Origin of the sequence: Rhizobium sp. BK212, assembly GCF_014197475.1 — a bacterium.
GTDB classification, from domain to species: domain Bacteria; phylum Pseudomonadota; class Alphaproteobacteria; order Rhizobiales; family Rhizobiaceae; genus Rhizobium; species Rhizobium anhuiense.
Genome location: NZ_JACIFS010000015.1, coordinates 62,112 through 76,505, shown reverse-complemented (window position 1 = coordinate 76,505; position 14,394 = coordinate 62,112). Strand labels below are relative to the sequence as shown.

The following is a 14,394-nucleotide window of genomic DNA, read 5'->3' as shown; positions in this document are numbered from 1 at the left end:
ATAGGAAGCCTGTCTGCAAGTGCAAGAAGCGGTATTCAAGCCATGATTCCCTTGTCCGCGACTTGACGCTCCATCTGCATTTGTCGATACCGTTTGCAAACAAAGTGTGAATGGACCGATGAGTGAACCACTGCTGACCGTTGCTGACAGCCTGAAAGACAGAGCTCGCGCCGCGCTCGGTTCACGTAATCTGATCCTTGTCGGGCTGATGGGCGCTGGCAAATCCGCCGTCGGGCGCATCGTCGCCAGCCAGCTGGCCATTCCCTTCGTCGACAGCGACCTCGAGATCGAGCGTGTGTCGCGGATGACGATCCCCGAACTTTTCGCCGCCTATGGCGAGGAAGAGTTCCGGGCGCTGGAAACGCGGGTGATGAAGCGGCTGCTGAAAAGCGGGCCGCGTGTCGTCTCTACCGGCGGCGGCGCCTTCATCAACGAGCGGACGCGCAAACATATCAAGAAGGGCGGCCTATCGGTCTGGCTGAAGGCGGATCTCGACGTGTTGTGGGAGCGGGTCAACAAACGCGACACGCGGCCGCTGCTGAAGACCGAAAATCCCAAGCAGACGCTCGAAAACCTGATGAACGCGCGTTATCCGATCTACGCGCAGGCAGATATCACCGTGCTTTCGCGCGACGTGCGCAAGGAAATCATGGCCGACGAGGTGCTGAAGGCCATGATCGAAGCTCAGAAGGAAAGTGCAGCGTCATGAATGCGATACCCTCCGCCTCCACGATCCGAACGGTGCATGTGCCGCTCGGCGAGCGCGCCTACGACATCCTGATCGGGCCGGGGCTGATTGCACGGGCAGGCGCCGAGATCGCCTCTCGCCTCAAGGGCCGCAAGGCGGCTGTCGTCACTGACGAAAATGTCGCTCCGCTCTATCTCGAGGCTCTCGTCGCAAGCCTGAATCAAGCGGGCATCGTGTCGGCTGAGGTCGTCCTGCCAGCGGGCGAGAAGACCAAGAGCTTCGAACATCTCATCACGGCCTGCGACAAGGTGCTGGAGGCTCGCGTCGAACGTAATGATTGCGTCATCGCGCTCGGCGGAGGCGTCATCGGCGATCTCTCGGGATTTGCCGCCGGCATCGTCCGGCGCGGCGTGCGTTTCGTCCAGGTGCCGACCTCGCTGCTGTCGCAGGTCGATTCCTCGGTCGGCGGCAAGACCGGCATCAATTCCCGCCATGGCAAGAATCTGATCGGGGTCTTCCACCAGCCGGATCTGGTGCTGGCCGATACCGATGTGCTGGATACGCTGAGCGAGCGCGAATTCCGCGCAGGTTACGCCGAAGTGGCGAAATACGGGCTGATCGACAAGCCGGATTTCTTCGCCTGGCTGGAAGCGAACTGGACGTCGGTTTTTACAGGCGGCCCCGCGCGTATCGAGGCGATTGCCAAGAGCTGCCAGGCGAAGGCCGATGTCGTCGTTGCCGACGAGCGCGAGAACGGTCAACGGGCGCTGCTCAATCTCGGCCATACTTTCGGCCATGCGCTCGAAGCGGCGACCGCCTATGACAGCTCGCGCCTCGTGCACGGCGAGGGTGTTTCGATCGGCATGGTGCTGGCGCACGAATTCTCCGCACGCATGAACCTTGCAAGCCCGGACGACGCCCGGCGCGTCGAACGGCATCTGAAGGAGGTCGGCTTGCCGACCCGCATGTCCGATATTCCGGGCGACCTGCCGCCGGCGGAATCGCTGATGGATGCGATTGCGCAGGACAAGAAAGTCAAAAGCGGCAAGCTCACCTTCATCCTGACACGGGGCATCGGCCAGTCCTTCGTCGCCGACGATGTTCCGGCGTCCGAAGTGATCAGCTTTCTCCGGGAAAAGCATCCCTGATGTCGGTCGAAGGCGCTCTGGCATTTCTCGCGACATATTGGCCGGAGATCCTTTCGATCACGGCGCTCGTGCTCATGTCCGCCTTCTTTTCCGGCTCGGAGACCGCGCTGACCGCCGTTTCGCGCAGCCGTATCCATACGCTTGAAGTCAATGGCGACGAACGCGCCGGCCTTGTCCGGCAGCTGATCGAGCGGCGCGACCGGCTGATCGGGGCGCTGCTCATCGGCAACAATCTCGCCAACATCCTGTCATCCTCGATCGCCACCAGCCTCTTTCTCGGGCTGTTCGGCAGTTCCGGCGTGGCGCTGGCGACGCTGGCGATGACCGTTATCCTGGTCATCTTCGCCGAAGTGCTGCCGAAAAGCTGGGCGATTTCGACGCCCGACCGCTTCGCACTCGCCATCGCTATCCCGGCCAGGCTCTTCGTCATCGTCGTCGGCCCGGCTTCCTCCTTCGTCAATGCGATCGTTCGCCGGATTCTTTCGCTGTTCGGTATCAATCTGTCACGAGAGACCTCGATGCTGACGGCCCATGAGGAACTGCGCGGCGCCGTCGACCTGTTGCACCGCGAGGGATCGGTGGTGAAGGCCGACCGTGACCGCCTCGGTGGCGTGCTCGATCTCAGCGAGCTCGAACTGTCCGACATCATGGTCCACCGCACGGCGATGCGGGCGATCAATGCCGACGATCCGCCGGAAGCGGTGGTGCGCGCCATTCTCGAAAGCCCCTATACGCGCATGCCGTTGTGGCGCGGCACGATCGACAACATCATCGGTGTCGTGCACGCCAAGGATCTGCTGCGGGCGCTTGCTGAGCCGAACATGGAGCCGCAGAACCTCGATATCGTGAAAATCGCGCAGAAGCCGTGGTTCGTGCCCGACAGCACCAACCTCGAGGATCAGCTCAACGCTTTCCTGCGCCGCAAGCAGCATTTCGCCGTCGTCGTCGACGAATATGGCGAGGTGCAGGGCATCGTCACGCTGGAGGATATTCTCGAGGAAATCGTCGGCGACATTTCCGATGAGCACGATATCGAAATACAGGGCGTGCGTCAGGAGGCCGACGGTTCCGTCGTCGTCGACGGCGGCGTACCGATTCGCGACTTGAACCGCGCGCTCGACTGGAACCTGCCCGACGAGGAGGCAACGACGATCGCCGGCCTCGTCATCCACGAATCGATGACCATCCCGGAAGAGCGCCAGGCCTTCACCTTTCATGGCAAGCGTTTCATCGTCATGAAGCGGGAGAAGAACCGCATCACCAAGCTGCGTATCCGCCCGGCCGGGGAAGACGGCGCAAAGCCAGCCTGATCCATTCAAATTGCTACAGTATCCCTTGCGCATCTGAAAAGATGCGCGGCGCTGTAGGATTGCCGGCCGCCAATGCCTATATAAGCTTTGCTGCCGCTACCAGCGGGTCGGTTCGTCAGGTGCTGCCGGTTCTACGGCCAGCGCGTGCAGTCCGGCATCCAGCTCCGGTTTCAACAGGTCGGTGATTGCCCGGTGGCGCGCCAGCCGCGACATGCCGGTAAATTTGGCCGAAACGATTCTCACCCGCATATGGGTTTCGCCGGTGCCCGTGATATCAGGCTGATGGCCGGCATGCAGATGGCTTTCGTCGATGACGCTCAGGCGTTCGGGCGCGAAGGCTTCGACTAGTTTTTCTTCAATGCGGGTTCGCAGGGTCATCATCCGGTCTTGCAGCTTCGCGAAAAGGGTTCCCACCAAGCCAGTAACATTCCCATTTGTCAATTCTTGTTGTCGCTTCGCGGCAGGACCATAATTAGCGCCGTCATGAGACTTGATTCCAAATATTTCGATCGCATCCGAACACGCCGCAAACGGGAGCCGGAGCCAGAGCAGGCACCGCCTACCTGTCAGTGGGACGGCTGCGACAAGAAAGGCACGCATCGCGCTCCTGTCGGACGCAATGCGGAAGGCCAGTTCTTTTTGTTCTGCTTCGAGCACGTCAAGGACTACAACAAAGGCTACAATTATTTCTCCGGTCTTTCCGACGGTGAGATCGCGCGATATCAGAAAGAGGCGATCACCGGCCACCGGCCGACATGGACCGTCGGCGTCAACAAGGCGGCGAAGGACAGTCCGCTGCATTCGGAGGTCCGCTCCGGCGCCTATACCCGTGTTCGCGATCCCTTTGGCTTCGTCAAGGAAGGCGGCGGCAAGGGCAGCGGACCGCGTTTTCCCCAGGCCCGCAAACTGAAATCGCTGGAAAGCAAAGCCTTCGAAACGATGGGCCTCGACGCCAATGCGACGTCGGCGGAGATCAAGAGCCGCTACAAGGAACTGGTCAAGAAACACCATCCGGATGCCAATGGCGGCGACCGCGGCTCGGAGGAGCGTTTCCGCGCCGTCATCCAGGCCTATCAATTGTTGAAGCAGAACGGTTTTTGTTAATTCCCATCCTTGCTCTTGGGCTTCAATCGGGTATGGTCCAAATCGGCTGAGGCCGCAGGCAAACGCGGCTCATATTTGTGCGTTTTCCCGACATCGCCTCCGCCGACCTTCCGGACGCGGCGTTTCTTGTCCGGGACTCTTTCAAGAATGCTCGCACGCGGTCATCATCCCGCCGAGGTTTCGTTTCAGTCCCGGAGAAGTATCGCCGACGTTCCGACCTGGACGGGCGTGGAATAAAATCGCGGCGTCCGGGTTGCGACATGGCCTGAGACAGTATGGCCGGGTGGCATCACCCGCCTTGGAGACATGATGAGCAAGATCGACCTGGATATATCAGAACTGCCCGATACCACCGTTTCGGTCCGCGAGGCCTACGGTATCGATTCCGACATCCGCGTTCCCGCCTACAGCAAGGGCGACGCCTATGTGCCGGACCTCGACCCCGACTACCTGTTCGACCGCGACACGACGCTCGCCATTCTCGCAGGCTTCGCGCATAACCGCCGCGTGATGATCTCCGGCTATCACGGCACGGGCAAGTCCTCGCATATCGAGCAGGTGGCGGCGCGCCTCAACTGGCCCTGCGTGCGCATCAATCTCGACAGCCATGTCAGCCGTATCGATCTCGTCGGCAAGGATGCGATCGTCGTCAAGGACGGGCTGCAGGTCACCGAATTCAAGGACGGCATCCTGCCCTGGGCCTATCAGCACAATGTCGCACTCGTCTTCGACGAATATGATGCCGGCCGTCCCGACGTGATGTTCGTCATCCAGCGCGTGCTCGAATCCTCCGGCCGCCTGACGCTGCTCGACCAGAGCCGCGTCATTCGGCCGCACCCTGCCTTCCGCCTGTTTGCGACGGCGAACACGATCGGCCTTGGCGACACGACTGGCCTCTATCACGGCACGCAGCAGATCAACCAGGCGCAGATGGACCGCTGGTCGATCGTGACGACGCTGAACTACCTGCCGCATGATCACGAAGTGAATATCGTCGCGGCCAAGGTGAAGAGCTTCGGCAAGGACAAGAACGGCCGCGAGACGGTTTCGAAGATGGTTCGGGTTGCCGATCTGACGCGCGCCGCCTTCATGAACGGCGATCTCTCCACCGTCATGAGCCCGCGCACGGTCATCACCTGGGCTGAAAACGCCGAGATCTTCGGCGATCTCGCCTTCGCCTTCCGCGTCACCTTCCTCAACAAGTGCGACGAGCTGGAGCGGCCGCTGGTCGCCGAGCACTATCAGCGCGCCTTCGGCGTCGAGCTGAAGGAAAGTGCCGCCAATATCGTTCTCGGAGCTTGAGATCGACCGATCATGGCAGCTCGCGGTGACAATTCGAAAGCAAAACCCGGCGCGCCTGTCGACGTCGAGCCATTGCGCCGGGCGATAACCGGCTGCGTGCGCTCGATCGCCGGCGACGGCGATGTCGAGGTGACCTTCGCCAACGAACGGCCGGGGATGACCGGCGAGCGAATCCGGCTGCCGGAGCTTTCCAAGCGGCCGACGGCGCATGAGCTGGCGGTCACCCGCGGGCTCGGCGATTCCATGGCGCTGCGCCTCGCCTGCCATGACGAGAAGGTGCACGCGACGATGGCGCCGCAGGGCTCGGACGCCCGGGCGATCTTCGATGCGGTCGAGCAGGCGCGCGTCGAATCGATCGGCGCGCTGCGCATGGAGGGCGTGGCGTCGAACCTGCGCTCGATGACCGAGGAGAAATATTCCAAGGCGAATTTTACCGGCATCGAGCGTCAGGAAGACGCACCGGTCGGCGAAGCCGTGGCGATGATGGTGCGCGAGAAGCTGACCGGCCAGCGCCCGCCGGCCTCTGCCGGCAAGGTGCTCGATCTCTGGCGCGGCTTCATCGAGGACAAGGCAGGAACCGAGCTCGACAACCTGTCGAACTCGATCAACGACCAGCAGGCCTTCGCCAAGGTCATCCGCAACATGCTGTCGGCCATGGAAATGGCCGAGGAGTATGGCGACGACGACAGCGAAGCCGACAATGACGACCAGTCGGAGCAGGAAGACCAGCCGAACGGCGACGAGCAGGATCAGGACGAGGTCGACGAGGATGCCGGCACCGACGCCGCCCCCGTCGAGGACAGCGAAGTCGCCGACGAGCAGATGGAGGACGGCGAGACCGAAGGCGCCGAGATTTCCGACGACGACATGATGGAAGAGGGCGAGGACGATTCGGAAACGCCGGGCGAAACCCGCCGTCCGAACACGCCTTTTGCCGATTTCAACGAGAAGGTCGATTATCACGTCTATACCGAAGAGTTCGACGAGATCATCACCGCCGAGGAACTCTGCGATGCCGCCGAGCTGGAGCGCCTGCGCGCTTTCCTCGACAAGCAGCTGGCGCATCTGCAGGGCGCGGTCGGCCGTCTTGCCAACCGGCTGCAGCGCCGGCTGATGGCGCAGCAGAACCGCTCCTGGGATTTCGATCTGGAAGAGGGCTATCTCGATCCGGCCCGGCTGCAGCGCATCATCATCGATCCGATGCAGGCGCTGTCCTTCAAGATGGAGCGCGACACGCAGTTCCGCGACACCGTCGTCACCCTGCTCATCGACAATTCGGGCTCGATGCGCGGCCGGCCGATCACGGTTGCCGCCACCTGCGCCGATATTCTCGCCCGCACGCTGGAGCGCTGCGGCGTCAAGGTCGAGATCCTGGGCTTTACGACGAAGGCCTGGAAGGGCGGGCAGGCGCGTGAAAGCTGGCTTGCCGGCGGCAAGCCGCAGACGCCGGGCCGCCTCAACGACCTGCGCCACATCATCTACAAGTCGGCCGACGCGCCGTGGCGGCGCGCCCGTGCCAATCTCGGGCTGATGATGCGCGAGGGTCTGCTCAAGGAAAATATCGACGGCGAGGCGCTGATCTGGGCACACAATCGCCTGCTCGCACGCCGCGAGCAGCGCCGCATCCTGATGATGATCTCGGACGGGGCGCCGGTGGACGATTCGACGCTGTCGGTCAATCCGGGCAATTATCTGGAGCGGCACCTGCGCGCCGTCATCGAACGGATCGAGACGCGCTCGCCTGTGGAATTGCTGGCGATCGGCATCGGTCACGACGTGACGCGCTACTATCGTCGCGCCGTGACGATCGTCGATGCGGACGAGCTTGCCGGTGCAATGACCGAGCAGCTTGCCTCGCTATTCGAAGATCAATCCGTCCAGCCGCGTGGCGGCCGGCTGCGCCGTGCCGGCTGATGTCGCTCAAAGGAAATACCCGGCATGACGATCAAGCGTCTCTGCGGTGCGGCGTCGATTGCCCTCTGTATCGCGGCTGGCGCCTTCCCGTCCTGGGCAGCTGACGAGGTGCCGGTCATTAGCCGGCAAATATCGGACTTCAGGATCGGCTCTTCAGAGACGAAATTCGGATCGATGGAATTTCTCGGCGGGCTGGAGATGGTGTCCAGCCGAGCGCTGTTCGGTTCGCTCTCCTCCATCCGTTTCCGGCCGGACCAAAAACATTTCGTCGTCGTGCTCGATACCGGCCAATGGCTGACCGGCAGCATCGAGCGCGACGTCAAGGGCAGGCTTTCCGGCCTTTTGGATGTCGAGATCACGCCGATGAAGAACAGCGCCGGGCTGAGCTTCGAGGGCAAGGGATATATGGATGCCGAGGGTCTGGCGCTGGACGGTGACCGGATTCTGGTCTCCTTCGAGCAGCGCCATCGCGTCGATGTCTATCCCGACCCCGGCTTCGCCGATTCGAGCGCGATCGCCACTTTGCCGATCCTTATCCCGCGGAAGATGCTGAGCGACAATCGCGGCATCGAGACCATCACGGTGGCGCCGGCATCGAGCCCGCTGAAGGGCGGCGTGGTCATCGTCTCCGAGCGCGGTCTCGACAGCGACGGCAACCGGCTGGCGGCCATTCTCAGCGGGCCGCTGAAAGGGCGTTTCTCGGTCGAGCGGGATGGCAGCTTCGACGTCACCGACGGCGCCTTCCTGCCGAACGGCGACCTGCTGCTGCTGGAACGCCGCTTCAACATGGCCGAAGGCATCGGCATGCGCCTTCGGCGCATCAAGGGCGCCGATATCAAGCCCGGCGCCGTCGTCAGCGGCGACTTGCTGCTGGAAGGCAATTTCAACTCGCAGATCGACAATATGGAAGGGCTCGATGCCTTTCAAGCAGCCGACGGCACGACCCATATCATCCTGGTGTCGGACGACAATCATTCGATCCTGCAGCGCAACCTGATGCTGGAATTCCGGCTTTCGGAAGAAGCCGCGTGGGTAGCGCCGAGTTCCCAGAAGCGGAATTGATCCTAGCCACCGGCCCGAGATCGGAATCGATTTTCGGAAAGCGCGATGCGAGGATTGAAAATGCTAGAGCGTCAGACTGATGTCATATGCCTCGGCTATCCCGCGCAATCGGGAATCCGTCTTCGGAGGGAGATTCATGGTGCATATTCATGTCATGGGCGCGTCCGGTTCCGGTACGACATCGCTCGGCCGTGCGCTTGCCGAAAGGCTCGATATCGCCCATCTCGACACCGACGATTTCTTCTGGATGCCGACCGATCCGCCGTTCACGACGCCGAGGAATGCCGACGAGCGTATCCGGCTGCTCCTTGATGAAACCGCACGGCATGACGGCTGGGTTCTCTCCGGATCGGCGCTGAAATGGGGCGGGCCACTGGAGCCGCTTTACGAGCTGATCGTATTTCTCAGGATCGAGCCGGAACTGCGGATAGCGCGAATCCATGCGCGGGAGATTGCCCGGTATGGAAACAGGATCGGGCCCGGTGGCGACATGGAAGTTAAAAGCGGGGAATTCCTGCAGTGGGCGGCGAGTTACGACACAGCCGGTCCGGAACGCCGCAGTCTTGCAGCGCATGAGCAATGGCTGGAAACGCAGACAGCGCCGGTGTTGCGGCTCGATTCGTCACGAGATATCGACGATCTGGTTGCAGAGGCTCTGCTGCATCCGGCGATCGCCGCCGGTGCGGTCCGGCGGCGGCGTTGACACGGTCGTCGGTTTAGCTGGCGCGGGCGGCCTGCATCGGCCGCAGCACGTTCATCAGCGCGCCATAGGGCAGCAGCATGACGAGGCCGACGATCATCTTCACGGCGAAATCGCCGATCGCCCAGGAAATCCAGCGTGGAGCCTCCGTGGCGAAGACGCCCAGGACGGGAGCTGCTTCCAGCGCGAAAGGATCGTTCGGGCCGAGGAGGACGAAGAACGCGGCGAAAGACAGCGAGAAGAACATCACCGTATCGAGCGCCGAGCCGATCAGCGAGCCGACCAGCGGCGCGCGCCACCAGGCCTGGCGGCGAAGGCGGTTGAAGACGGCGATATCGAGCAACTGGCCGGCGAGATAGGCCGAGCCGGAGGCGATGGCGATGCGCGGAACCGAGGTGAAGAAGGAGAGTGTCACGCCAACGACGAAGCCGGCAAAGACGACCTTGCGGGCGGCCTGTGGGCCGAACTGGCGGTTGGTCAGATCGGTGATCAGGAAGGCGATCGGATAGGAGAAGGCGCCCCAGGTCAGGATGTCGGCAAGGTTGATGCCGGCGACTTCGGCGTTCAGCGGAAACTGGACGAGGAAGTTGGAGGCGACGACGACGAGCGTCATCAGCGCGACATAGGCGATGGTATAGCGGGTCTTCAGCATTTTTTTATCCTGGGTGATGCCACCAGTTGGAGGAGTAAACCGACAAAGCAAAAGGCTTGTCCGGTATTATCCGTTCAAGCCTTTTGAAGCCGTATGAAAGAAAGGCAGAAGCTTACGCAGCAGCGGCTTCGGCGGTCTTCTTGACGATCTGACGGCGCAGCAGGCGCGCGCGCATCGAGAGTTCGTTTTCGCCGGCCTTCAGCAGGAAGGCATCGAGGCCGCCACGATGCTCGACGGAGCGAAGAGCAGCAGCCGAAACGCGAAGACGATAACGCTGGTTGAGAGCGTCGGATATCAGCGTGACCTGGCACAGGTTCGGCAGGAACCGGCGCTTGGTCTTGTTGTTGGCATGGCTGACATTGTTACCAGTCAGGACGGCCTTGCCGGTCAATTCGCACACGCGGGACATGGAACACCTATTCTTGTTTTTGTCGGGCCATCGAATTGACATTCCCGGCAAAACCAGGCGCGCAATCCAACAGGCATGATTGGAAAGTTGCGGTTCTATAGTCAGACAGGCTGCTTGCGTCAAGCCAAACCTTGGCCTTTCCCGCAATTCTGTCAAAAAGCTGCTGTTTTCTTCCCTTCACGGCAGGAGTATAGAGCGCTTAACAAGGGCTGCCAGCGCGCGCCAAGACAAGGCTTGATTCATGGCTCATTCGGGCAGACGGATTTTCATTTCGGCCATCGCCGCGCTGCTTGCCATACCGGCATCGGCGGCCGAAATCCAACATCGGACGGAATACCGGGTGACGCTCGCCGGCTTGCCGATCGCGCGCGCCGCCTTCCTGACGCAGATCGAGGACGATCACAGCTACAAGATCGCCGGCAGCATCAATTCCGCCGGCCTTGCCGATCTCGTCACGACGATTTCGGCCAAGACCAGCGTGAGCGGTGTCGTGCGCAATGATAGATTGCAGGCGCAGAAATATTCGCTCTACTACAAGAGCGGCAAGAAGGCCCGCGTCTACGAGGTCAGTTACCGCGACGGCAACATCGTCTCGGCGACGACAACACCGGCGCCGAAGCGTCCGAAGAACTGGATCGATGTCACACCACGCGACATGCGATCGGTGCTCGATCCGATCTCCGGCCTGGTCTTCACCGGCGATACCAAGGTCTGCTCGCAGACGCTGCCGATCTTCGACGGCGAGACGCGCATGGATCTGGTGCTTTCGCCGAAGGGCGACGAGGATTTTTCGACCAACGGCTTCAAGGGCAAGGCGGTTGTCTGCGGCGTGCGCTTCGTGCCGCGCTCCGGCTACAAGAAGGGCCGCAAGGACATCGACTATCTCAGCAAGAGCAACCGCATGGAAATCTGGTTTGCCAAGTCGGACGCGGCAAATGTATACGCTCCCGTCTATGTGCGTATTCCAACCGAATATGGAATGGTGACGATCACTGCCGTCAAATACGGCAGCGACAGCTGACGGAGCTTCAGTCTCCGTGAAGGGGGACGGGTGAGGCTTCGCGCGACGTTGATCGGTTTTACGGCCATCCTGATGTGGTCGTTCCTGGCGTTGTTCACGGCCGCCTCCGGCAAGATGCCGCCGTTCCAGCTTGCGGCCATCTGCTTTGCGATCGGCAGCATCCCCGGCCTCGTGGTGCTTGTCCTCAACCCCGCGCGGCTGGCGCTGCTGAAGCAGCCGGCCAAGGTCTGGATAACGGGTATTGCAGGGCTGTTCGGTTATCATTTCCTCTATTTCACCGCGCTCCGCAACGCGCCGGCGGTGGAGGCGGGGCTGGTCGCCTATCTCTGGCCGCTGTTGATCGTCGTCGGTTCGGCGCTGCTGCCGGGCGAACGGCTGCGCTGGTATCATCTGGCGGGTGCGCTTGCCGGGCTTTGCGGCACCTTCCTGATCGTCGGCCGCAACGGCATCGATTTCGACGGCGCCTATGCCGTCGGCTACGGGGCCGCCTTTCTCTGCGCCTTCACATGGTCCGGCTATTCGCTGCTGACGCGGCGTTTCGATGCCGTCTCCACGGATGTCGTCACCGGCTTTTGCCTTGCGACATCCATCCTGTCGTTCTTCTGCCATCTCGGCCTGGAGACGACCGTCTGGCCGGCAACGGGTTTCGAATGGGTCGCCGTCGCCGGGCTCGGGCTCTTTCCGGTCGGTGCTGCCTTCTATGCATGGGATCACGGCGTCAAGAACGGCGACATCCAGATCCTCGGCGCAGCAAGTTATGCCGCGCCTCTGCTTTCGACGTTGATCCTGGTGCTGTTCGGATTTGCCGAGCCAAGCTGGCGCATTGCTCTTGCCTGCCTGCTCGTTACCGGCGGGGCGGTGCTGGCCGCCCAGGACATGTTCCGCCGCAAGGTTCCGGCGCAGTCTGCGGCAGAGTAGGCCTTAAAACAGGATCCAGATTTTACGCCCGGTTGGCCTAAAATCTGAATCCTGTTCTAAATTATATCGTTAGAGCATGATGTCGTTCGAAAACCGCTCACACGTTTCGGCATCATGCTCTAGCGCCGGGCTTCCAATCGGGTGGCGCCATCTCGAAGCTCGAAAATTCGAAGCCGGACGAGACGGTGCAGCCGACCAGGGTGAAATCGCCGAGGGTTTCGGCCGATTGCCAGCAATTGCCGGGAACGATCGCCTGCGGCCGCTCGCCGGCGGACAGGTTCGTTCCGAGCGTCAGGGTCTCGCTTTCAGTTCCGTCTTCCGAACGATGCAGGAAGAGCGGCGCGCCGGCGTAATAATGCCAGACCTCAACCGCGTCATGGACGCGATGCCAGTGCGAGCGCTGTCCCCTGGTCAGCAGGTAATAGATCGCCGTCGAGTGGCCGCGTTCTCCGCCCGCCGTATCGCGGAACGTCTGCACATACCAGCCACCCTCGGGATGCGGCTGCATGCCGAGTTCGCGGATGATGTCCTGAGGCGACATCAGAAATTGTCCTTGCGCTTGCGGATCTCGGCAAAGACCTCCTCGTTGGTCTTGCCTTCCATGATCAGATTGCGGCGGATCGCCGGATCGGCGGCGCGCAGGAACGGGTTGGTCTCTTTTTCCAGTCCCAGCGTCGTCGGAATGGTGAATTTGCCGTCGGCACGAAGGGCCTCGACCTCGGCGGCGCGGCTCTTCAGGCGCTCGTTGTCCGGATCGACCGTCAGCGCGAAGCGGGCATTGGACAAGGTGTATTCATGGCCGAAATAGACGGCGGTCTCATCGGGCAGCACGGCGAGCTTCTGCAGGGAATGCCACATGTCGGCGGCCGGGCGTTCGAACAGCCGGCCGCAGCCGAGCGCAAACAACGTGTCGGCGGCAAAGAGCAGCTTGTCGTCGACGAAGTGATAGCAGATATGGCCGGCGGTGTGGCCGGGAGTCTCGATGACCTTGACCGTGTGATCGCCGAAAAGGAAGCTGTCGCCATCGGCCATCGTCCGGTCGAGGCCGGGAATGGCGACGGCCTCGTTGATCGGGCCGATGATCTCGCAGCCGAACTGCTCCTTCAGCGCCAGGTTGGCACTAACATGGTCGGTGTGGTGGTGGGTGGTGAAGATATGGCTGATTTTCCAGCCGCGGCGAGTCGCCGCTTCCAGGATCGGCGCCTCCTCCGGCGCATCGATCGCCGCGGTCAAGCCTGTCTCCGGATCGTGCACGAGAACGCCGAAATTGTCGGTGCGGCAGAGAAAAACGTCTAATTCCAAAGGTTTCATCGTTCAATAATCCCTTGTCTCAGGAGTCTCGCGGGAATGTAGAGGTTCCGGCCTTGAAGTCCAACCGCCCGCTGATAACATTTGTCGCAATGCACGCCGATATCGTCGACCTACGCCAGTTCTATCATTCCGAGCTCGGACGTCTTGCCGAGCAGTCGATCGCCATGGCGCTATCCTCGCTCTGGGTGCGGCTGCCGCAGGAGCGTCTGGTCGGTCTCGGCTATGCGGTGCCCTTCCTCGACCGTTTCCAGGCCGATACCGAGCGCACCTTCGCCTTCATGCCGGCCGGGCAGGGCGCGGTGAACTGGCCGATGGGCTCGCTCTCGTCGACGACGCTTGTCTTCGACGAGGAGTTGCCGCTGCCGGATTCCTCGATCGACCGGGTGCTGATGGTGCATTCGCTGGAATTCGCCGAAAGTCCGCGCGAGACGCTGAAGGAGCTCTGGCGGGTGCTGGCGCCAGGCGGACGGCTTGTTATCGTCGTGCCGAACCGGCGCGGCGTCTGGGCGCGCATGGAGCACACACCCTTCGGTTCGGGCCGGCCCTATTCGCGCGGCCAGCTGACGCATCTGCTGCGCGAGACGAATTTCACGCCGGGCGCGACGGCCGAAGCGCTGTTCTTCCCGCCTTCGAAGCTCAGGACCATTCTGCGCCTTCGCCGTGCCTTCGAGCGGATCGGCCGAACGCTGTGGCCGGCTTTCTCGGGCGTCATCATCGTCGAGGCGCAGAAGCGGCTTTATCAGGGGCTGCCGGTTGCAGCGCGGGCTTCCCGCCGCGTCTTCGTGCCGGTTCTCGCACCGCATGGCGTGCCGACCACACGCAACCGCTGACGCCGCTCTCAGCCTTCTCAGGCTG

The 14,394-nt window shown here is 62.0% G+C and carries 16 protein-coding genes; 11 read left to right on the top strand and 5 right to left on the bottom strand.

Annotated features, from left to right (window positions below; genetic code table 11):
- Positions 1-118: 118 nt before the first annotated feature.
- From FHT79_RS31070 to FHT79_RS31060, 3 genes are read left to right on the top strand one after another with little or no spacing between them, the layout of a single operon-like run.
- Complete coding sequence (locus tag FHT79_RS31070) at positions 119-709, top strand: shikimate kinase (protein ID WP_028756446.1); 591 nt, start codon at positions 119-121, stop codon at positions 707-709.
- Positions 706-1,836, top strand: coding sequence for a 3-dehydroquinate synthase (gene aroB / locus FHT79_RS31065; protein WP_183845239.1), 1,131 nt, complete (start codon positions 706-708; stop codon positions 1,834-1,836). Before FHT79_RS31070 ends, aroB begins: the two co-directional genes overlap by 4 nt.
- The gene (locus FHT79_RS31060; protein WP_028756444.1) at positions 1,836-3,146 is read left to right on the top strand and encodes an HlyC/CorC family transporter; all 1,311 of its coding nucleotides are present in this window, start codon (positions 1,836-1,838) and stop codon (positions 3,144-3,146) included. Before aroB ends, FHT79_RS31060 begins: the two co-directional genes overlap by 1 nt.
- Before the next feature lie 96 nt (positions 3,147-3,242).
- On the opposite strand, the gene FHT79_RS31055 is transcribed toward FHT79_RS31060, so the two are convergent.
- Positions 3,243-3,527 carry a BolA family transcriptional regulator gene (locus FHT79_RS31055; RefSeq protein ID WP_028756443.1) on the bottom strand — a complete coding sequence of 95 codons (285 nt, stop codon included), beginning with the start codon at positions 3,525-3,527 and terminating at the stop codon, positions 3,243-3,245.
- A gap of 102 nt (positions 3,528-3,629) precedes the next feature.
- Here FHT79_RS31055 and FHT79_RS31050 point away from each other — a divergent pair, with 102 nt between their 5' ends.
- The 5 genes from FHT79_RS31050 to FHT79_RS31030 all read left to right on the top strand — a co-directional run bounded on the left by FHT79_RS31050 (position 3,630) and on the right by FHT79_RS31030 (position 9,231).
- Positions 3,630-4,250: a J domain-containing protein gene (locus FHT79_RS31050; protein ID WP_028756442.1), complete on the top strand. Its 621-nt coding sequence runs from the start codon at positions 3,630-3,632 to the stop codon at positions 4,248-4,250.
- A gap of 309 nt (positions 4,251-4,559) precedes the next feature.
- Positions 4,560-5,552, top strand: coding sequence for a cobaltochelatase subunit CobS (gene cobS, locus FHT79_RS31045; RefSeq protein WP_047615895.1), 993 nt, complete (start codon positions 4,560-4,562; stop codon positions 5,550-5,552).
- 12 nt (positions 5,553-5,564) lie between these two features.
- Positions 5,565-7,466: a cobaltochelatase subunit CobT gene (cobT, locus tag FHT79_RS31040; protein WP_047615893.1), complete on the top strand. Its 1,902-nt coding sequence runs from the start codon at positions 5,565-5,567 to the stop codon at positions 7,464-7,466.
- 24 nt (positions 7,467-7,490) lie between these two features.
- Complete coding sequence (locus FHT79_RS31035; RefSeq protein ID WP_183904674.1) at positions 7,491-8,528, top strand: esterase-like activity of phytase family protein; 1,038 nt, start codon at positions 7,491-7,493, stop codon at positions 8,526-8,528.
- Positions 8,529-8,664: 136 nt separating this feature from the next.
- Positions 8,665-9,231 (top strand): AAA family ATPase, encoded by a 567-nt coding sequence (locus FHT79_RS31030; RefSeq protein WP_028756438.1) that lies wholly within the window; start codon positions 8,665-8,667, stop codon positions 9,229-9,231.
- A 13-nt stretch (positions 9,232-9,244) separates the two neighbouring features.
- On the opposite strand, the gene FHT79_RS31025 is transcribed toward FHT79_RS31030, so the two are convergent.
- The gene (locus FHT79_RS31025) at positions 9,245-9,880 is read right to left on the bottom strand and encodes a VUT family protein (RefSeq protein ID WP_028756437.1); all 636 of its coding nucleotides are present in this window, start codon (positions 9,878-9,880) and stop codon (positions 9,245-9,247) included.
- A gap of 112 nt (positions 9,881-9,992) precedes the next feature.
- Positions 9,993-10,289: a 50S ribosomal protein L28 gene (gene rpmB / locus FHT79_RS31020; protein WP_028756436.1), complete on the bottom strand. Its 297-nt coding sequence runs from the start codon at positions 10,287-10,289 to the stop codon at positions 9,993-9,995.
- A gap of 241 nt (positions 10,290-10,530) precedes the next feature.
- On the opposite strand from rpmB, the gene FHT79_RS31015 reads away from it, so the two are divergent.
- On the top strand, positions 10,531-11,310 hold the full coding sequence (locus FHT79_RS31015; protein WP_028756435.1) for a DUF3108 domain-containing protein: 780 nt from the start codon (positions 10,531-10,533) through the stop codon (positions 11,308-11,310).
- Positions 11,311-11,340: 30 nt separating this feature from the next.
- The gene (locus FHT79_RS31010) at positions 11,341-12,228 is read left to right on the top strand and encodes an EamA family transporter (RefSeq protein ID WP_028756434.1); all 888 of its coding nucleotides are present in this window, start codon (positions 11,341-11,343) and stop codon (positions 12,226-12,228) included.
- Between the two features lie 112 nt (positions 12,229-12,340).
- Here FHT79_RS31010 and FHT79_RS31005 read toward each other — a convergent pair whose 3' ends face one another.
- Together FHT79_RS31005 and gloB are read right to left on the bottom strand one after the other, a co-directional pair.
- The gene (locus FHT79_RS31005) at positions 12,341-12,769 is read right to left on the bottom strand and encodes a cupin domain-containing protein (RefSeq protein ID WP_183904673.1); all 429 of its coding nucleotides are present in this window, start codon (positions 12,767-12,769) and stop codon (positions 12,341-12,343) included.
- Positions 12,769-13,539 (bottom strand): hydroxyacylglutathione hydrolase, encoded by a 771-nt coding sequence (gene gloB / locus FHT79_RS31000; protein WP_028756432.1) that lies wholly within the window; start codon positions 13,537-13,539, stop codon positions 12,769-12,771. The genes FHT79_RS31005 and gloB overlap by 1 nt, the downstream gene beginning before the upstream one ends.
- A gap of 53 nt (positions 13,540-13,592) precedes the next feature.
- On the opposite strand from gloB, the gene FHT79_RS30995 reads away from it, so the two are divergent.
- Positions 13,593-14,369, top strand: a complete 777-nt coding sequence (locus FHT79_RS30995) for a class I SAM-dependent methyltransferase (RefSeq protein ID WP_028756431.1) — start codon at positions 13,593-13,595, stop codon at positions 14,367-14,369.
- Positions 14,370-14,394: the final 25 nt, after the last annotated feature.